Annotated in this window: 17 protein-coding genes and 1 tRNA gene; 11 read left to right on the forward strand and 7 right to left on the reverse strand. The window is 60.9% G+C overall.

Annotated features, from left to right (window positions below; genetic code table 11):
* Nucleotides 1-116: 116 nt before the first annotated feature.
* The 3 genes from DH08_RS01510 (at nt 117) to DH08_RS01520 (ending at nt 3,969) form a co-directional block, all read left to right on the forward strand.
* The gene (locus DH08_RS01510) at nt 117-1,520 is read left to right on the forward strand and encodes an aminopeptidase P family N-terminal domain-containing protein (RefSeq protein WP_192177561.1); all 1,404 of its coding nucleotides are present in this window, start codon (nt 117-119) and stop codon (nt 1,518-1,520) included.
* Nucleotides 1,521-1,610: 90 nt separating this feature from the next.
* On the forward strand, nt 1,611-2,684 hold the full coding sequence (locus DH08_RS01515; RefSeq protein WP_192177562.1) for an alpha/beta fold hydrolase: 1,074 nt from the start codon (nt 1,611-1,613) through the stop codon (nt 2,682-2,684).
* A gap of 121 nt (nt 2,685-2,805) precedes the next feature.
* Nucleotides 2,806-3,969 (forward strand): alpha/beta hydrolase, encoded by a 1,164-nt coding sequence (locus DH08_RS01520; RefSeq protein ID WP_192177563.1) that lies wholly within the window; start codon nt 2,806-2,808, stop codon nt 3,967-3,969.
* Nucleotides 3,970-3,986: 17 nt separating this feature from the next.
* Here the strand turns inward: DH08_RS01520 and ade are convergent, their stop codons facing one another.
* Nucleotides 3,987-5,798 carry an adenine deaminase gene (ade, locus tag DH08_RS01525; RefSeq protein WP_192177564.1) on the reverse strand — a complete coding sequence of 604 codons (1,812 nt, stop codon included), beginning with the start codon at nt 5,796-5,798 and terminating at the stop codon, nt 3,987-3,989.
* 163 nt (nt 5,799-5,961) lie between these two features.
* On the opposite strand from ade, the gene DH08_RS01530 reads away from it, so the two are divergent.
* The 4 genes from DH08_RS01530 to DH08_RS01545 all read left to right on the forward strand — a co-directional run bounded on the left by DH08_RS01530 (nt 5,962) and on the right by DH08_RS01545 (nt 10,249).
* Nucleotides 5,962-6,174, forward strand: a complete 213-nt coding sequence (locus DH08_RS01530) for a hypothetical protein (RefSeq protein WP_192177565.1) — start codon at nt 5,962-5,964, stop codon at nt 6,172-6,174.
* A 111-nt stretch (nt 6,175-6,285) separates the two neighbouring features.
* Nucleotides 6,286-7,137: an alpha/beta fold hydrolase gene (locus tag DH08_RS01535; RefSeq protein WP_192177566.1), complete on the forward strand. Its 852-nt coding sequence runs from the start codon at nt 6,286-6,288 to the stop codon at nt 7,135-7,137.
* Nucleotides 7,138-7,254: 117 nt separating this feature from the next.
* Entirely contained in the window at nt 7,255-7,920 is a 666-nt protein-coding gene (locus DH08_RS01540; protein WP_192177567.1) for an outer membrane protein, read from the forward strand.
* Between the two features lie 1,381 nt (nt 7,921-9,301).
* Complete coding sequence (locus DH08_RS01545; protein ID WP_192177568.1) at nt 9,302-10,249, forward strand: IS1595 family transposase; 948 nt, start codon at nt 9,302-9,304, stop codon at nt 10,247-10,249.
* Nucleotides 10,250-10,297: 48 nt separating this feature from the next.
* On the opposite strand, the gene DH08_RS01550 is transcribed toward DH08_RS01545, so the two are convergent.
* A complete protein-coding gene (locus DH08_RS01550) occupies nt 10,298-10,699 on the reverse strand; it encodes a hypothetical protein (RefSeq protein WP_210328495.1) in 402 nt (133 codons plus the stop codon).
* Entirely contained in the window at nt 10,696-11,268 is a 573-nt protein-coding gene (locus tag DH08_RS01555; protein WP_192177570.1) for a hypothetical protein, read from the reverse strand. Before DH08_RS01555 ends, DH08_RS01550 begins: the two co-directional genes overlap by 4 nt.
* Before the next feature lie 517 nt (nt 11,269-11,785).
* Here DH08_RS01555 and DH08_RS01560 point away from each other — a divergent pair.
* Both DH08_RS01560 and DH08_RS01565 read left to right on the forward strand, forming a co-directional pair.
* Nucleotides 11,786-12,100 (forward strand): hypothetical protein, encoded by a 315-nt coding sequence (locus DH08_RS01560; protein ID WP_192177571.1) that lies wholly within the window; start codon nt 11,786-11,788, stop codon nt 12,098-12,100.
* A 605-nt stretch (nt 12,101-12,705) separates the two neighbouring features.
* Nucleotides 12,706-13,665: an IS1595 family transposase gene (locus DH08_RS01565; protein WP_192177572.1), complete on the forward strand. Its 960-nt coding sequence runs from the start codon at nt 12,706-12,708 to the stop codon at nt 13,663-13,665.
* 168 nt (nt 13,666-13,833) lie between these two features.
* Here DH08_RS01565 and DH08_RS01570 read toward each other — a convergent pair whose 3' ends face one another.
* Nucleotides 13,834-14,595 (reverse strand): hypothetical protein, encoded by a 762-nt coding sequence (locus tag DH08_RS01570; RefSeq protein ID WP_192177573.1) that lies wholly within the window; start codon nt 14,593-14,595, stop codon nt 13,834-13,836.
* Between the two features lie 177 nt (nt 14,596-14,772).
* On the opposite strand from DH08_RS01570, the gene DH08_RS01575 reads away from it, so the two are divergent.
* Entirely contained in the window at nt 14,773-14,979 is a 207-nt protein-coding gene (locus tag DH08_RS01575; protein ID WP_192177574.1) for a hypothetical protein, read from the forward strand.
* On the opposite strand, the gene DH08_RS01580 is transcribed toward DH08_RS01575, so the two are convergent.
* From DH08_RS01580 to DH08_RS01595, 3 genes are all read right to left on the reverse strand, one after another.
* Nucleotides 14,976-15,305 (reverse strand): hypothetical protein, encoded by a 330-nt coding sequence (locus tag DH08_RS01580; protein ID WP_192177575.1) that lies wholly within the window; start codon nt 15,303-15,305, stop codon nt 14,976-14,978. The genes DH08_RS01575 and DH08_RS01580 overlap by 4 nt on opposite strands.
* A gap of 800 nt (nt 15,306-16,105) precedes the next feature.
* Nucleotides 16,106-16,191 (reverse strand) — tRNA-Leu (locus DH08_RS01590).
* Between the two features lie 186 nt (nt 16,192-16,377).
* Complete coding sequence (locus tag DH08_RS01595; RefSeq protein WP_192177577.1) at nt 16,378-16,956, reverse strand: NUDIX domain-containing protein; 579 nt, start codon at nt 16,954-16,956, stop codon at nt 16,378-16,380.
* A 165-nt stretch (nt 16,957-17,121) separates the two neighbouring features.
* Between DH08_RS01595 and DH08_RS01600 the strand changes: the two genes are divergently transcribed.
* Entirely contained in the window at nt 17,122-18,225 is a 1,104-nt protein-coding gene (locus DH08_RS01600) for an NADH:flavin oxidoreductase/NADH oxidase (protein WP_192177578.1), read from the forward strand.
* The last annotated feature ends 107 nt before the right edge of the window (nt 18,226-18,332 follow it).

The raw sequence follows: 18,332 nt of genomic DNA on the forward strand, positions 1-18,332 counted from the left end.
GTCACCTCTGGATCGAATGGTTCGAACGCGAAGCCTATTGCACAAATCGCTGTTTGCGGCCACCGATGCCGTGCGGCCGCCTTAACGCGCCCAGCAGAAATCCATTGGAGCCATCCATGTCCGTTTCGGCCGTCGCTTTAAAGACCATGTCATTGCCGGAATTCGGCGAGCCGACGGTGATGCCGCTCGTCCCACGAACCACCTACGAGGCGCGCATCGAAGCACTGGCGGCGCGCGGCTCAAGGGCAGGCTTCGATGCCTTCGTCGTCTATGGCGACCGCGAACATGCCGCCAATGTCGCCTATCTCTCAGGCTACGATCCCCGTTTCGAGGAGACGCTGCTGGTCATCCTTCCCGGCAGAGCGCCGAAGCTGCTGGTCGGCAATGAGGGCTGGGGCTACGCCGAGATCTGCGACGGGCCCTATGAACGCGTCCTTTACCAGACCTTCTCGCTGCCGGCGCAGCCGCGCGACCGCTCCGACGCGCTGCCCGACATCCTTGCCGGTTGCGGCCTGAAAGCCGGCCAGCGCATCGGCGCCATCGGCTGGAAACCATTCGGCGCCAGCGATGCCGGCTTCGGCGAGACGGCGCTCGACCTGCCCTCCTTCATCGCCGACACGCTGCGCGCGCTTGCCGGCGACAAAGGTGCGGTGTTGAACGCGGCGGATCTGCTGATGAACCCGGCGGACGGCCTGCGGGCGATCAACGAGGCCGACCAGCTGGCCGCCTTCGAATTCGCCGCGACCTTTTCCTCGCAAGGCCTGCGCAACGTCCTCAGGGGCATCGAACCCGGCATGAGCGAATTGCAGGCGACGCGGCTGATGGGCATCAACGGCCTGCCCCTGTGCTGCCATCCGATGCTGTCAGCCGGCAAGCGGGCGCCCTATGGCCTGCCGAGCCCCCGCCTCGACGTCATCAAGCGCGGTGACCCGATCACCATGGCCTATGGCATCCAGGGCTCGCTCAATGCCCGTGCCGGCTTTCTGGCCGAAAGCGCGGCCGATCTGCCGCCAGCCATCCGCGACTATGTCGAAAAACTGGTCGCGCCGTATTTTTCCGCCGTCGTCGACTGGTACGAGACGGTCGGCATCGGCGTTCCCGGCGGCGCTTTGTGGAAGGCGGTGCATGACCGCATCGGCGATCCGTTCTTCGGTGTCTCGCTCAATCCGGGCCATCTCGTCCATATCGACGAATGGATGCATTCGCCGGTGTTTTCCGGTTCGCAGGTCAAGCTGCAATCGGGCATGGCGCTGCAGGTCGACATCATCCCGGCGACCGGGACAGACTATTTCACCACCAACATCGAGGACGGCATCGCGCTTGCCGACGAGGCACTGCGCGAGGAGATCGCCGCGCGCTACCCGGAAGCCTGGCGTCGCATCGAGGCGCGCCGCGCCTTCATGGTGGATGTGCTCGGCATCCGGTTGAAGCCCGAGGTCCTGCCCTTCTCCAACATTCCGGCCTTCCTGCCGCCTTATTGGCTTTCGCGCAACACTGCGATGGCCGTCGCCCGGCGCTGACAACATTTCGGCTGGACACGACTTACTTCTGCCGCACTTCGCCTGTCCGGGAGGTGTCGCGGAGGTTGGGCCGGAGTGGAATTTCAAAAAGTGCGTTTGAAGACGATTTGCATCCTTGCCCTTGCCTTGCTGATTGCTGGCTGTGGCGGCCGCAAGACCGAGGAAATTCTCGGCAGCGCCGTCGTGTCCACGCCGGTGACGGAAATCGCCGGCAACCACTCGATCTTCATCGCCACCACCCGCAAGAAATCCGACGACCCCAACAAGGTGTTCGACGGCGAGCGCTCGGCGACGCTGAACTATGCCCGCGTCAACGTCACCGTTCCGGGAATCCACGAGACCGGCCAGATAGAGCGGCGCTCACGCGGCAAGTCTAACGACCCGGCCAAGTATTTCATGGCTTCCGAGGTTGTCGGCTACGACACCCAGCCGAAATTCTCCAGCGCGCTGAGCGCCGACATCGCCGCGCGCGGCGGCCGCGTCATGGTCTTCGTCCATGGCTACAACACCGGCTTCGACGACGCCGTCTACCGGCTGACCCAGATCGTCCACGATTCCGGCTATCCGGGCACGCCGGTGCTGTTTTCCTGGGCGTCGGGTGCCAAGACCACCGACTACGTCTATGACAAGGAAAGTGCCAGTGCGGCCCGCGACCAGCTGGAAGTGACGCTGCGGATGCTGGCGCAGACCGGCGCCCGGCGCATCGATATCGTCGCGCATTCGCTCGGAACCTGGGTCACCATGGAGACATTGCGGCAACTCGCCATCACCGGCGATCGCGATCTCGGCGGCAAGTTGGGTGATGTCGTGCTGGCCTCGCCCGATATCGACGTCGATGTGTTCAAGAGCCAGATGCGCCGCTACGGCAAGCCGGACAAGCCGTTCATCCTGCTGCTCTCCGACGACGACCGGGCGCTGAGGTTGTCCGGCCTGATCGCCGGCGCGCGGCCGCGCGTCGGCGACTACAAGGACGCTGCCGATCTCGCCACCTACGGCGTGACGGTCGTCGATCTCTCCAGCGTCAAGGGATCGGACAGGTTCAACCACACCAAATTCGCCGACAATCCCGAACTGGTGAAGATGATCGGGCAGCGGCTGCGCGCCGATGACGGCTTCGCCAGCGACCAGGAAGTGACCGACCGCATCAACCTGCTCGGGCAATGAAGGTGGCCACCTGCTCGGCTGCCGCCACATCGGACCACTTTGAACTGGACCGGGCAGCCTTGTGCCTTTATCGAATGGGCGCAGACGCCGTGAGCATGGCGTCACCAGCGGGAGCCTACGTGTGACCGTGCGTTCGAAGAGCTTCCTATTCGTGGCATTCGCGCTCGCTCTCGCAGGCTGCGCCGGCCGAAACACGCACGACCTGCTCAACAAGACGACGGTCGCTGCGCCAGCCTCCGACATTGCGGCCACCCATGAGATCTTCGTCGCCACCACCCGCCAGCAGGCGACCAAGGACCCGCGCCAGGTGTTCGACGGCGATCGCTCGCTGACCACCAGCTACGCCCGCGTCGACGTCACCGTCCCCAAGGTCCATCAGGTCGGCGCCATCGAACGGGCCAAGGGCTCCGCCGACAGCAACCCGGCCAAGCAATTCAGCACCACCGATGTCGTCCACTATGGCGACGCGCAGCAATTCGCCAAGGCGGTCGGCGCCGACATATCCATGCGCGGGGACCGCGCTTTGGTGTTCGTGCACGGCTTCAACAACGGCTTCGACGACGGCGTCTACCGGCTGACGCAGATCGCGCATGACACCAAATATCCGGGCACGCCGGTGCTGTTCTCATGGGCATCGAGCGCCAAGACGACCGGTTACATCTACGACAAGGACAGCTCGACCGCCGCGCGCGACGACCTCGAGGCGACGCTGAGGATGCTTGCCAAGACGCGTGTGAAGAGCATCGACATCATCGCCCATTCGATGGGAACCTGGCTGACCATGGAGGCGCTGCGTCAGCTCGCCATCACCGGCGACCGCGATCTCAACGGCAAGCTGGGCTATGTCATCCTCGCTTCGCCCGACATCGACGTCGACGTCTTCAAGAAGCAGATGATCCGCTACGGCAAGCCAGACAAGCCTTTCGCCATCCTGCTGTCCGCCGACGACCGGGCGCTCAAGCTGTCTTCGATTATTTCCGGCGACAAGCCGCGTGTCGGCGACTACGGCAATGCCGCCGACCTTGCGAGCTATGGTGTTGTCGTGGCCGACCTCAGCCAGACCAAGGGCGGCGACCGCCTGAACCACGCCAAATTCGCCGACAATCCGATCCTGGTGCAGTTACTCGGCGACCGGCTGCGCACACCAGCGGCCCTGCGATCGAATGAACCCGACTCGGCCGAGTTTGACAATATCGGCCAAGGGATTGGAAAGGCCGTCGGCTCCATGGCCGAGATCGTCATCACCACACCGTTCAAGGTGCTGACCATCGCCACCGGCGGATAAGGCACGCCGCCTGGTTCTCAGATAAAAAGGTCGACCTTCTGGAAGGTCGTCACATCGACCAGGCCGACGTCGGAGATTCTGAGTTCTGGGATCACCACCAGCGCCAGCAGCGAGTGCTGCATATAGGCGTTGTTGAGAGAACAGCCCATCTTGCGCATCGCCTCGGTGAGTTTCTCGGCCTTGGCCGCGACGATTTCGGCGCGCTCATCCGACATCAGGCCGGCGATCGGCATTTCGACCAGCGCCAGTTCCTTGCCCTTGGAGAACAGCACCACGCCGCCGCCGACCTCGCCCAGTCGGTTTACGGCGAGCGCCATGTCTTGCTTGTTGGTGCCGACGACGATGATGTGGTGGCTGTCATGCGCGACACTGGAGGCCATGGCGCAGTCGCCCATATAGCCGAAGCCGGAGACGAAGGCGTTGGTGACGCCGCCGGTGCCCCTGTGGCGCTCGACCAGCGCGATCTGGCAGACATCGTTGCGCCGGTCCATCGCGACCAGCCCGTCCTCGACCGGCAGATCGGCCTCCAGCGCCCGTGTCGGCGCCTGGTTCTCGATGACGCCGATAACCCGCACCCGCACCTCGTTGGCGCCCTTTGGCGCCACCACGTCGAAATCCCTCGCCTTGAGCTTCTTGCCGAGCTTCACCGTGTTCTTCGCCGTCTTCGGATAGTCGTAGGCCGGGATATCGATATCGAGCTTGCCGCCCTTGGCCAGCCGAACGCCGCGGCCATAGACCTCGTCGATGGTCATCGCGGCAAGATCCGAGACGATCAGCAGGTCGGCGAGCCGTCCCGGCGCGATCGAGCCGATCTCGCGCTCCAATTTGAAATGCTGGGCGGTGTTGAGCGTCGCCATCTGGATCGCTGTCACCGGCTTCAACCCTTGCTGGATGGCGTGCCGCACCACGCGGTCCATATGGCCCTCCTGGACCAGCGTGCCGGAATGGCTATCGTCGGTGCACAGGATGAAATTGCGCGGATCGATCCCGCTCTCCGTCACCGCCTTGATCTGCGAGGCGACGTCATACCAGGCCGAGCCCAGCCGCAGCATCGCCTTCATGCCCTGGCGCACGCGAGCGATGGCGTCCTCGGCGCGCGTACCCTCATGGTCGTCCTCCGGGCCGCCGGCGACATAGCCGTGGAATGGCAGGCCGAGGTCGCGCGAGGCATAATGCCCGCCGACCGTCTTGCCCGCCTTCACCGTCGCCGCGATCTCACCCGACATGATGGGATCGTTGGCGGCGACACCGGGAAAATTCATCACCTCGCCGAGCCCGATAATGTTTTCCCATGTCATGGCTTCAGCGACATCGGCGACCGTCAGTTCGGCGCCGGCATGCTCCAGCCCCGGCGCCGAGGGCACGCAGGACGGCATCTGCACATGCACGTTGATCGGCATGGCGACGGCCTCGTCATGCATAAGCCGCACGCCGGGAAGACCGAGCACATTGGCGATCTCATGCGGGTCGATGAACATCGAGGTGGTGCCGTGCGGGATGACGGCGCGGCAGAATTCCGTCACCGTCACCATGCCGCTCTCGACATGCATGTGCGCGTCGCAAAGGCCGGGCACCAGACAGCGCCCGCCGGCATCCACCACCTTGGTGCCCTGCCCGATGGCGTGGCCGGCATTCGGCCCGCAATAGGCGAAGCGGCCGCCGGCAATGGCGATATCGGTGCCGGCAATGATCTCGCCGGAATGGACGTTCACCCAGCGCCCGTTGCGGATGACGAGGTCGGCCGGCTTGCGCCCCATGGCGACATCGACCAGATGCGTCGCCATCTCGGTCCAGGGCTTCGGTTTCGTGGTGTTCGCGCTGCTCGCCATTGGGGACTCCTGTTTGCCCACTGTGCCAATCCGGCGCGGCTTTGACCAGTTGGCAAAGCCAGATTGTGCTTGATGCAGAACCGTTTCATGATCGGCTCCTCCGGCAAGGCGAAATGCTTTAAATTGGGCTCACATCTGGCGACTGTCTCGATTGGCGTGGACCATGGCACAGACGATCCGATTTGCGGTTTGCGTGCTGTCGGCATGCCTGGCCGGCCTGGCCTTCTTCACCCTGCATTCGTTCTGGATGTGGCTGGCGCCGATCCTGATCTTCGTCGCCGGCTCCATGCTGGCCGAATATGCCTTCAACCGGCTGGCATCACCCCAGGAGAAACAGCGCGACCTGGAGGATCGGACGCGCAACCCGCCGATATGAGTTGTCGCTCGTGGCCAGGCCGTCGGCGGCACCCGCCGGGCAGACCCGAGCTTGTTGACTAATTTGGTTAAACCGCAATGCTAACCGCGGGCCGAACCGTAAGAGGGAACCATGACCCGTTTCTGGAAAGCGTTCGCTATCGTCTGCTTGTTCATTGCCTCAACCGCTCTTGCCGTCGCCGAGGAGCGCTGGCAGACCTTGCCGGAGCCGGCGGCCATGCCCAAGCCCGATCAGAGCGGGTATGCGCAGGTCAATGGCATCCAGATGTACTACGCCGTTTTCGGCGCGGGCGACCCGGTGCTGCTGATTCATGGCGGCCTTGGCCACGCCGACATCTGGGCCAGCCAGGTGGCGACACTTTCCAAAACCCACAAGGTGATAATCGCCGATAGCCGTGGCCACGGCCGCTCGACCCGCACCGAACAGCCTTATGGCTACGATTTGATGGCGTCGGACTATCTGGCGCCGCTCGACTACCTGAAGATCGACAAGACCGCGCTTGTCGGCTGGAGCGATGGCGGCATTATCGGTATCGACATCGCGCTGCATCATCCAGAACGGCTGACGAGGCTGTTTGCGCAAGCCGCCAACGTCACCACCGATGGCGTCGATCCGGGCGTCATGACCAACAAGACCTTTGCCGCCTACATCGACCGCTCCGGCCGCGACTACAAGAAGATGTCCAAGACCCCGGACCAGTATGACGCCTTCGTGGCGCAGATCAGCCACATGTGGGAGACGGAACCGGCGTGGACCAAGGAACAGCTCGGCAAGATAACCACGCCGACGGCGATCGTCGCCGGCGATCACGACGAGGCTATAAAGCGCGAACACACCGAATACATGGCCTCCGCCATTCCGGGCGACAAGCTCATCATCCTGCCCAACGCCAGTCATTTCGCCATGCTGCAGGCGCCGGACGAATACAGCCAGGCGGCGCTGGATTTCATCGACGCCAAATAGGGCACTCTTGCGCCGCGACAGGCGGATTCGATTGTTGAGCAAGGGGATTCCGTTTTGCGGCGAATAGGGTTACCCTGCAACCTAGGGATTTTCTGAACCGCCATTTCGGAGAACTCGATGCGTCGTCTGACGCTTGCCAGTGCCGGCTTTCTTGCCCTCCTGTGCGGGTCGGCTTTCGCCGCGGACCTGGGCACCGAACTGCCGATGACCGCGCCAGGCTTCGACTGGACGGGCTACTATGCCGGTCTGCAGGCCGGCTATGGCTGGGGCAGCTCCGACATATCTGGAACGGAAGGCGAGCCATTTACCGCCTCACCCGACCTCGGCGGCGGCTTCATTGGCGGCCATGTCGCCGGCCTCTGGCAGTTCGACCAGGCCGTGGTCGGCGCCGTGGCCGAACTCAACTACGCCTCCATTGACGGCTCGACTGAACTCGGCCCTGGAAACACATTCGGCACCGACATCAAGTGGCTCGGATCGGTGAACGCCAAGGCCGGCTACGCCATGGACCGCTTCCTGCTCTACGGCATTGGCGGCATCGCCTTCGCCGGCATCGAAACGTCGCAGAACGCAGGCACGTCATTCGCCACGACGCGCACGAGTGTCGGCTGGACCGTTGGCGCCGGCGTCGACTACGCGCTGACCGACCAATTCGTCGTCGGCGCCCAGTATCGCTATTACGATTTCCGCTCCGAGCACTTTGACGCGCCGGACGCCTTTGTCGATCGCGACCAGAACGTGAAGCTGAACACGATCGGCATCAACTTGAGCTACAAGTTCTGAGCATCCACCATCGCGAAAGATCTAACCCTGTGCCAGCTCTTCCTCGTCGCTGGGCGCGGGTAACGACCAATCCGATTGAGTGCTGCCTGAGCTGCGAAGTACGACAGCAGCGGCCCGACAGCCCGTTGGGGTGAGATTGACTGGCTGCCGGGCCTAACCGGCTTGGGGGGCAAGCCGGCTGGGCCAAGCCTAATATTAGCAACTGCGCAACAAAACCCCGACGTGGCGTTTTCCCCTATTATGCGCGACTAGCCGCCAGGAGCGCGTCCAGGAACACGCAGGGCCACCGCCGAAGGGCATGAGGCGGCAGGCAACGCAATGGGTCAAGCCAAGGGATGATCGGCCGCGTAAAGCACCTGCGAGGCGAGGAAGACCTCCGCCATGCATCGCTGCAGGATTTCCGGGAGGAGTAGTACCATTGATCGACTCTGGCTCTTTCCGTTCCCGAAACGTCCAGTCGGCGTTCCTAAATATATTAGCTGGCGTTTACGAAGGAGGGGTGGACATTTGCAACGGTCAATGGTTGTTTGCGCGCCTCAGGTGGCAACCTTGGCCCGCGCATTTCCCCGTCCAGGAGGGCGCGGGCTTTCCACCAGCCATAGAAATGGCCGGTGCGTTTGGTTGGCTTTGGGCAAAGCCTACACCGGCCATTGCGGATCGTGTGAGGACGAACCCGCAAATAGGACTTTACACATATATTAGCGAATTCTCGATCTAGGGTGGAGAAACGGCCGGTGCAGCGCACTACCCCCTACACCCCCACACTGCACCGGCCCTGCGAGACTAGTATCCCGCATTCTACAGCACATTAGAAATCGCTCAATTGAGACTAAGGGCCAAAGGTCGCTAGGCCCAAAGGCGCAGCCCCTTCCATGCGCTACCCAGCCGCAGGGAATGGCCGGCGCAGGTCCGGGGCTCTTTGCGGGCTGGGAGGCCACGCCGGCCACTGCGGGGTGGTGGCAACCAATCCCCCGCGCTGCCTAGGCTATAAGCACATTAGAACTCGCTCAATTGCGACTGAGGGCCCTGTTCGCCGGGGCCTAAAGGCGACCTCACCGGCCCTGTCCCGCTCCACTGGATGAACGCCGGATCCTTCCCGGTGACTTTCCGCACCGTCTTCAACAGCGCTGCATGCAGAACCTGGAGCGAGCGGAAGTGATCGCACGTTGGCGATATCAGCGGGCCGACGATGGCCTTATGCAGCCCTTCCGCTGCCTGTAGGAACCGCTCCAATTCTTGACCTGATAACTGCTTTGGGTGATTGCGCCTGACCATAGCGACCTCCGTTATAGAAATCGCCCCACATAGGATTATGGTCCTAATTATATACTTGACATAGCTAACACCTTGGAGGATAAATGAATCCAAGGAGTTAGCACCGATGAACCTCACCGCACCCATGTTCCATGACAACGATGCAGCCCGCGAGCATCTTGAAGCAATCCGCTGGGCCAATGGCGTCTTTTGCCCGCACTGCGGCAACATGGACGGTGAGACAATCCACAAGCTCGCTGGCAAGTCCACGCGGCCCGGCCTGTTCCAGTGCAACGCTTGCCGTGAGCATTTCACCGTGACCGTTGGCACAGTAATGGAGCGCTCGAAAATCCCGCTGTGTAAGTGGGTTCTCGGCTTTCATCTCTACGCTTCGTCCAAGAAAGGCATGAGCGCTCACCAGCTGCACCGTATGCTTGGGGTGACCTACAAGACCGCATGGTTCATGGCGCACCGTATCCGCGAAGCCATGAAGGAAGACGTGAAGTCGGCTGGCCCGCTTGGTGGCGAAGGCAAGACCGTCGAAGCCGACGAAACCTACATTGGCCGCGTCGATGTGGACTACATTTCGCCGCAGCGTAAAGGCCAGCCCCGCTTGAAGCGCAAGATGAAGCCGAAGCGCACCGTTATCGGCCTTGTCGAGCGTGGCGGCAAAGCTCGCATGGTTCACGTCCAGCACGCCACCAAAGACGTGGTGCGCGATATCCTTGTACGCAATGCCGACCGCAAATCGACGCTCTATACCGACCAGTCCAAGCTCTACACCGTGACTGGCGAGGAATACGCCTCACACAAGACGACCAACCATTCCGCTGGCGAATACGTCCGCTATGAGGATGGCGCGTCGATCCATTCGAACACGATTGAGAACGTGTTCTCAGTCTTCAAGCGTGGCATGGTCGGCGTGTATCAGCATTGCGGCGAGGCTCACTTGCACCGCTACTTGTCGGAATTCGATTTCCGCTACAATCGCCGCACCGCCCTTGGCTACACCGACAGCGAACGAGCCGACGATTTGATCCGCGCCACCTCCGGCAAGCGGTTGATGTATTCCTGACTGGTCAGGGCAATCTCGCGGAAACAGAAGGCGCGAAAGCTCTATCGCTTACACCGTGTCAGGCTTGGTCTTTGGTTCCGGCGGCGTGCTTAATGCCTTGGCTAAACCCGCATCGCGTTTTCGTTCTATTTCAGCTTCTGACAAAGGCGCGGAATCGCCACGAAAACCCGTATTCTGCTTGGCTAGGTGTGCCTTCATTTTCGCGATTTCATCGTCTGAATAAATCACATCGCTCACCTTTTCGATCGGGACAACAACGCCGAAACCTGTGCTTCGGTCCTCCAATCGCTCAACATCCCGCAACGGGTCACCCTGGAATCGAGGAACCGCTATTTCGTCCTCGCGCGTCTCAATAACATGATGGCCGAGAAGTATGCCAATTGGATAGAAGAACTCGCCGGCTCGGAAATTCAAGTTTCCGTTTTCCATGAGCACGTTGGGGCGCTTCATAAACACCGGTGAGCCGCTGAGAGACCGGCAATTGATCTCATCTCTACCAGATAGCCATCGGTATAGCCGACCGAAGTTCTAACCGGCTCTTCTGGCATGGCGGCGATATGCCCGTTGCGCAGAATGGGGATGTTTTTGACTGCGCCATGGTGTGACGTGTAGAGCCCAGCAATAAATACCTCCCTTCCGATAGCCGGCGGGAAAGCCGTCTGCGCCTCTTTGATTGACGCGAGGTCGCATGGCGTCATCTGATAGTCATAAGCGCTGGGGTCGGGCGCTATTTGAGCCATCATAAGATCACATGCATCTTCGGGATGGGCCTTCCACCGCTGCAACGGAACCGGAATGAACTGCGACCCACCTGAATTCAGGTTCATCCGCACGCCAATCTTCGTGGTAGCACTTTCCTTGACTGAACTAAGAACATGCCGCGCCGTAACAACAAACGGGAAAACCGCCTTGTCGACCTCGCCAAAGGTCATGAATCCAGTGCCAAGCGGAACGAACGTATCACCCGCCAAAATGCCGACGTAGACCACACCCTTGCGCACCCTGTCTTCAGGTCGCACACCGCTCTCCATAGCTCGAACAACGAACCACGGTAACGGCTTCGGGTTGCAAAGCCAATCTTCTGAGAATTTCGGTGCCGGCCTGTCGGCCAAAGCCTCTAACATGGCCGACTCGCTATGTCATGTATATAATTAGGATTATGGTCCTACATCGCAAATCTCAGATCTAGGGCTGTTTGGGCGACCCCACAGGAATCAGCAGGGGCCACGGCGCCTAGGCAGCCAATGCGCGAACGGCGTTGGAACGAATGTTCGTCTTCCTCGTTGAAAATGCTGGCCGGATGCCCTTGTGCCCCATACCCTTTCCGGCCAAGCCTTGATAGGCCCGCTGCTATGCCCTGGCAGCGGGCCATTCTTTTTTACGGAATCGAGGAGATCACGCCGAAGGTGAAGAGGCGCTAACCGGCCAACGCCATTCGGTATCAGCAGAAACACTGCCCAGCTTGCGCCATCATATCAGACAAGCCTAATGTAAATCATGATCTGGCCATGGAGCGGGCGCTGTGGCGCATCCGGGTTGGGCGCTATCATCGCCGCCGCCTGCGCTTTCGGAATGCCGTTGGCATCGGCACATGATGATAGCTGGTATGAAAAACAGTGCTGCGAGGACGAGCATTGCGAGCCGATCGCAAATGGCACCGTTCAGGAAACAAGCAAGGGCTTCAAAGTGCCGTCCGGCGAGTTGCTACCTTACGCGGACGGCAGGGTGCGTCAGTCACACGACATGCGTTTCCATTGGTGCCATGCCCAAAAAGCAGGCCGGCATCGTCAAAAACCATCTGGCAACCCTGACATTACGATCTGCCTGTACGTGCCGCCCAAGTCATTCTGAAATTTCTGCCCTTAAGACTGAGTGCCCTGTTCACCGGGGCCTATAGGAAGGATCTGACCGGCCACGCCCATTGCCTCATCAGCCAGAAAGCCTCGCTAGATGGTCGCGGAAGAAAAGCTGGGGCTCCCGAGGGGAAGTAGGCACGTCCAGCGGCCCGGCGGCCGGGGTGGCTTGGGCTTTGACCGCCGGGCCTAGCCGGAAAACGGGGTAGGTTCGCCGGCCGGCGAGGTTATAGGCCGACTTGCGTCGATGCAAACTTGGCAAAACGGGGGTGTTTGGTTCCCTTCTCCTCAAATTGGATGAGACCAGAGTCGCAACCGTGACTATGCCTGACCGTCGGCAACGTCATGCAAAAAAGGACGCCGGCTGCCGATCGGAACAGCTAACAGAGATCGGCATGCCGGCGCTCTACTACCCCAACCCTGCTTCATTTATCGGTGCGTTGTGGCGAGCGCACAACTAAGCCAAAATGATAGGGTCTCCCTACCTCACCGGGCGGATGAAATCTGCTTGCCGGCACCATCAAGATCAGGAATATAATCCGCATATTATACTTGACGTACCCACATTAACGGATTAGGTTGATTCCATAAGGAGTTAGACCGATGTCCGTGCTTTCAGACCGCCACTTTCACGACGAAGCCGCCGCCTACAAGTTCGTAGAAGCCAGGATTTGGCCGAACGGCCCCGTTTGCCCGCATTGCGGCGGCTTTGAGCGCATTTCGAAGATGGAAGGCAAGAGCACCCGCATTGGCACCTACAAGTGCTACCAGTGCCGCAAGCCCTTTACCGTGAAGATCGGCACCATCTTCGAAGCCAGTCACGTCAAGCTCAACCATTGGCTACAGGCGATCTTCCTTATCGCTTCGTCCAAGAAGGGCATTTCGAGCAACCAGCTTCACCGCACCCTTGGCGTGACCTTGAAAACCGCTTGGTTCATCTCGCACCGCATCCGTGAAGCCATGCGCGACGGCAAGCTTGGTCCGCTCGGCGGCAACGGCATGATCGTAGAGGCCGACGAGACCTATTATGGACCGACCAAAGAGAAGCGCACCCTTTCCACTCGTGGCCGACCCTTCACCAAAAGCGGCAAGACTGGCCCGTCAAACAAGCGCGCTATCCTTGGCCTAGTCGAGCGCGGCGGCAACGTTCGCACCTTCCATGTAGTGCAGGCGACCAAGGTCAACGTTGCGGCGCTGGTGACTGAGAACGTCCACCACGAAAGCACCCTCTACACCGACGAGAGCAAGCTCTATCACGGCATGAAGGATCACTTCGCCGCTCACGATAGCGTCAAGCACACTGGCGGCGAATACGTGCGCTACGAAGGCGGCGCCGTCATCCACTCGAACACCATCGAAAGCTATTTCTCGGTGTTCAAGCGTGGCATGCGCGGCACCTACCAGCATTGCGCCGAGAAGCATCTTCACCGCTACCTCGCCGAATTTGACTTCCGCCACAATCAGCGCGTAGCCCTTGGCGTGAATGACGAAGCGCGCGCCGCCCGCATCCTTGATGGTGTCGTCGGCAAGCGCCTGACCTATGAAACGACTAGTGCAAGGTGAGGCACCCTATGGCGTCTGGCGACCGTCCAAATACCGCCCGAAAGCCGCCCGGAAAAAAGACCGGAAAGCTTAGTCAGAAAGAGCAATCCGAGCGGTTCAAGGAGGCCGCTCGGGAGCTTGAGGCGGATGAAAGCGGAGAGGCGTTCGAGCGGGCCTTGAAAGCCATCGCTAAACCAGCTTCGCCGCGTGGCGGATGAACACCCGGCTTGCCTCAAAGACATCTCTCGCCTCTTCGTCCGTATAGGTCTGTTTCGGGTGCATGGTTTCGTTCCGCCAGACCTCTTTGATCTGCCAAAGATAGCTAGAGGCGGCGGCCCAACGGCTCTTTTCCTCTCCTTTCGGCATAGCCTCTATCTTCTGGTTGAGGTCTGAAAGAAGAAAGCCCCATACCCGTTGGGTGTTTGGAATATTGAGTTTCTTGCATAAAAACTGAAGAGTGACTTCCAACGCTCGCATGAGGTGAAACACCGTCGCGGTGTTTCTTGCGGTAGCTAGGCATTTCCCTGCCTCTTCAAGGTCATACTCAGTGTCGGGGAAGTTAGCGATTACATCCGCGCCGAACGTCTCGGTCGCTAACGCAAAATAGTCCGCAGTTCGCACGTTGAGGGCGAACAATCTGGAACTCTCCAACTCATCCCTAAACGTTTGGGCTAGCGTCTCGAACTTCATGCCCAACTCCACGTAGTTGAGAGATTTGTCCTTCAGCATCTGAACAATGCGTTCCGCCGCTTTGCTCGATATCTTTGCTCCCATAGGGCCGCAGCTCTCTATGAACGGCTTAAGAAACGCATCGAATTGCTTGGCACCTCTCTTGTCGATTTTAACGGTGGGCATCTCTGGTTTGTGTTCGTTCAATGTGCGGATCAAGGTCGACATTGATGCCAGTTGCGATATCGCGTGAACGAAAGGTTTCGCCTTTACCTCAAGCATGCCCCACAAGCTCCACAGCTCGCCGGGCGCGAATCCATCCCCGGCGCTACTCACGGTAGCACCTTGGGTACGCGAAGTACAATATGCGGAATATAATCCTCCGTTGCGGCGACCCCTGGAGATCGCCAATGGCGCCAATCGGTCGAAACACGCCTTAACGACCTACTGGACCGGGCAATGTCACTCATAACGGCCCTCGACATGATGGAAGTCGATTGCGATCTGGAGGAAACCGCAGACGACGAGCCGTCCCTTGGCTGCCTCGATGATCTGGAGCTAGACAATTGCGACGACGAGGACGGCGGCGGTAACGGCCGATGCTCGGCGCCATCGAACGCCATCCAACGTCACGGGAAAGTCCATGGGGCCGCAGCGGCGAGCTAGCGGTCTCCTACGGCGGCGGCAACTCGCAACAGGACTGGGGAGGCTCCCGCGCCACCGCTCCAGGCCTTGACGACTGTGAGGTCGAGAACGAGCACGGCGACGACGTGCTGGACGAGCCGCACGACGGCCGAGAGGACGACGAGCGCGAACTTGGCTGGACAGAGCACATTGACCAGCGCAAGGCGGGCATCGTCGAGAGCAATACATAGAACGATCCCGATGGCGAGCCGCTGCTCGGCTGGTCCGAGAACCACGGCAAAGGCGTCATGCTCTGTGAGCCGGCGGACGATCGCGAAGACGACGACGAGCGGGAGCAGCCGGACCACTACTGAAGCAAGTAAATTGGTGCACCCGGGAGGTCCCGCTCTGTCCTAGATTGAGCTACGAGCGCTAACTTCGGCAGAGGCTAAAAGAACAGGGTCGTTCGAACAATTTAGAGATTGGGGTAACCGACACATGCATTGGAATTAGGGGCAAGGTTCGAATGAGATGCCGCTTTGGCCCGCAGCCTCACGGTTGCGGGCCTTTTCATTGCTCAGCCCCTGCGTCTCGACGCCGAGCTGCGGAACGCATACGTCGTGATGTCGTCACGGGAAATCCCGATGTCGCTGAGCATGTCGTCTGGTGCGTCACTCAGTTCGTCCATTGCCTTCAACAGCGCCTTCTGTTCGGCTCGGCGACGGAGCCAATCGACAAGGGGACTAACTGCGACAAGAGGAAGCTTCATAAGCATCCGAGTACTCCTCACCGCTTGCAGATACACCCCGCGCAGCAAGCTAGGTCCGATGCGTCGATGCGTCTGTGACAAAACTCACAGGCCCGTTCGGCAAAAACTGCCCGGCTGCCTCGGTGGCGGGCTTTCTTTATATTGTGGCAGAAAAGTCACGCAGCTTGAATATGCAGAGCTTCAACCGGCGCGAGCTTATTATTCAGCTAAGCGAGGCGTACCGTTGTTCACGGGCGAAGGGGACGCCCGACAACACTCCTCCCGAACTAGCGCCCGCTGCTTCTCCCTGGGTGGCGGGCCTTTTTTCATTGTCCCGGCTACCCCTACGGCTACCCAAAGGCGGATTTGTCAGGGTATCCAATAAGTCAATAGAATGCAGATTATCGTTTGATTTCAACATGGTGCGGACGACGGGAATCGAACCCGTACGATCAGAGATCGAGGGATTTTAAGTCCCTTGCGTCTACCAATTCCGCCACGTCCGCGCCTGTTGCTTTTCGGGGCTTCGCGCCAAAACGTCAACAGCCTCTGTGCAGGCACAAGAATGCGTCCCTCCTCAACATGGGCTGCGGAGGTCGCAACAGGCTGTGCGGGAGCCTCGGCATCCGAGAACCGAGCTGCCTCAAGCGCTCGATGTCCCGCGCACGCGGGCGCTGAAACAGGCAGTCGTTTCAGGCCGGAATTGGGTGTAATTTCAGGTGCTGGATGAGGATGATCGTCTTGGCGTCGACGATGCGGCCGTCGGCAATACCGGCCAGCGCGTCATCAAGGGTCATTTCCAGGACTTCGATGTCCTCGCCTTCCTCCGGTGCGCCGCCGCCGGCCGAAATGCGGTCGGCGGGCGTGTAGCGGGCGATGAAGAACCAGAGCCGTTCGGTCACGCTGCCTGGGCTCATATAGGGGGCAAACAGCCGCTCGACGTTCTTCAGACGATAGCCGAGTTCCTCCTCGGCTTCCTTGCGGATACAGGTTTCCGGGTCGTTTTCGTCGAGCAGGCCTGCGCAGGCCTCGATCAGCGGCTCGCGATGGCCGGTGACATAGGCCGGATAGCGGAACTGTCGCACAAGCAGCACCGTCGAGCGCTCGGGATCGAACGGCAGGATCACCGCGCCGTCGCCGCGATCGTAGGTCTGGCGGATCTGGGTCTCCCACTGCCCGTCACGGCGGCGATAGTCGAGCACGGTCTTCTTCAGGACCGCCCAGTCATCGGAAAGCACTTCCTCCGAACGGATGCGAATGCGATCTTCCATGATGAACTCCGAAAACCTCCCGTGCTCGCGCATGAGGCGTAGCCGTGAACCGCCATTCATGCAATCGGGCCAGCCATTGGTCCAGGGCATTCAATCACTGCCCCGTGTCTGGTGCTGGCCGCATCGCCTGACTAAATAGCGGATTACGCCCTCCAGGAGCTTTCGATGACCACATCGCTTTTCCAGCCGATCACGCTTGGCGGCCTCAACTTTCCGAACCGCATCGCGGTGGCGCCGATGTGCCAGTATTCCGCCGAGGACGGCTCGGCCAGCGACTGGCACCTCCACCACTGGATGAACCTGGCCATGTCCGGCGCCGGCATGGTCACCGTCGAGATGACTGATGTCGAACGGCGCGGCCGCATCTCGCATGGCTGCCTCGGGCTTTATTCCGACGACAACGAGGCCGCGGCCAGGCGCACGCTCGATGCGGCCAGGCGCGTCGCCCCACCCGGCACGAAATTCGGCACCCAGCTTGCCCACGCCGGCCGCAAGGCCTCCAACAGGCGGCCATGGGAAGGCGGCGGACCGCTCGCGGCCGATCAGGATCCCTGGCCGGTCGTCTCCGCCTCGGCTATCGCCTACGACACAGGCTGGCAGGTGCCTCATGCCCTGGAGGACGGCGAGATCCTGCAACTCATCGAACGCTTCGCCGAGGCGGCAAGGCGGGCCGAACGGGCAGGCTTCGATTTCATCGAGCTGCACGCCGCGCACGGCTATCTGATCTTCCAGTTCCTGTCGCCGCTGTCCAACCAGCGCACCGACCGTTGGGGCGGCTCGCTGGAAAACCGCATGCGCTTTGTCGTCGAGATCACCAAGGCGGTGCGGAAGGCCGTGCCCGGGCTGATGCTCGGCGCGCGGCTGTCGGTGAAGGAATGGGTCGATGGCGGCTTCGATGTCGAGGACGCGATCGAAGTGGCCAAGGCGCTGAAGGCTGAGGGCATCGCCTATCTCTGCTGTTCGAGCGGCGGCAATTCGCCATTGCAGCAGCTGCCGTCAGGCCCCGGCTATCAGGTGCATCTGGCGGAAGCCGTGCGCAAGGGAGCCGACATCCCGACGCGCGCCGTCGGCCTGATCGACGATCCGCAGCAGGCCGAGATGATCATCGCCGACGGCCGCGCCGATATGGTGGCGCTGGCCCGCGCCTTCTTGGCAGATCCGCGCTGGGGCTGGCGTGCGGCGGCCACCTTCGGCGAGGAAATCCACCCGGCGCCGCAGCTTGCCCGCTCGGTAACGACGATGCGGCACTGGATGAAGGCGGCGGGTTGATCGACTGCGTCGACAACGGGTTGATCGCGTCGGATTGCGGCGACTGAGACGTTTGGGCGCACGCTGGCAGACACGATTGCAACCAAATTGGCTGCTTTGCGTTGGCG

The organism is Mesorhizobium amorphae (assembly GCF_014843845.1).
GTDB classification, from domain to species: Bacteria; Pseudomonadota; Alphaproteobacteria; order Rhizobiales; family Rhizobiaceae; genus Mesorhizobium; species Mesorhizobium amorphae_A.

Coding starts and splice junctions, on each gene's coding strand:
- DH08_RS01510 (WP_192177561.1), top strand. CDS start 117: ATGTCCGTTTCGGCCGTCGCTTTAAAGACCATGTCATTGCCGGAATTC.
- ade (WP_192177564.1), bottom strand. CDS start 5,798: ATGGCGAGCAGCGCGAACACCACGAAACCGAAGCCCTGGACCGAGATG.
- DH08_RS01530 (WP_192177565.1), top strand. CDS start 5,962: ATGGCACAGACGATCCGATTTGCGGTTTGCGTGCTGTCGGCATGCCTG.
- DH08_RS01535 (WP_192177566.1), top strand. CDS start 6,286: ATGACCCGTTTCTGGAAAGCGTTCGCTATCGTCTGCTTGTTCATTGCC.
- DH08_RS01540 (WP_192177567.1), top strand. CDS start 7,255: ATGCGTCGTCTGACGCTTGCCAGTGCCGGCTTTCTTGCCCTCCTGTGC.
- DH08_RS01545 (WP_192177568.1), top strand. CDS start 9,302: ATGAACCTCACCGCACCCATGTTCCATGACAACGATGCAGCCCGCGAG.
- DH08_RS01550 (WP_210328495.1), bottom strand. CDS start 10,699: ATGAAGCGCCCCAACGTGCTCATGGAAAACGGAAACTTGAATTTCCGA.
- DH08_RS01565 (WP_192177572.1), top strand. CDS start 12,706: ATGTCCGTGCTTTCAGACCGCCACTTTCACGACGAAGCCGCCGCCTAC.
- DH08_RS01570 (WP_192177573.1), bottom strand. CDS start 14,595: ATGCTTGAGGTAAAGGCGAAACCTTTCGTTCACGCGATATCGCAACTG.
- DH08_RS01575 (WP_192177574.1), top strand. CDS start 14,773: ATGTCACTCATAACGGCCCTCGACATGATGGAAGTCGATTGCGATCTG.
- DH08_RS01595 (WP_192177577.1), bottom strand. CDS start 16,956: ATGGAAGATCGCATTCGCATCCGTTCGGAGGAAGTGCTTTCCGATGAC.
- DH08_RS01600 (WP_192177578.1), top strand. CDS start 17,122: ATGACCACATCGCTTTTCCAGCCGATCACGCTTGGCGGCCTCAACTTT.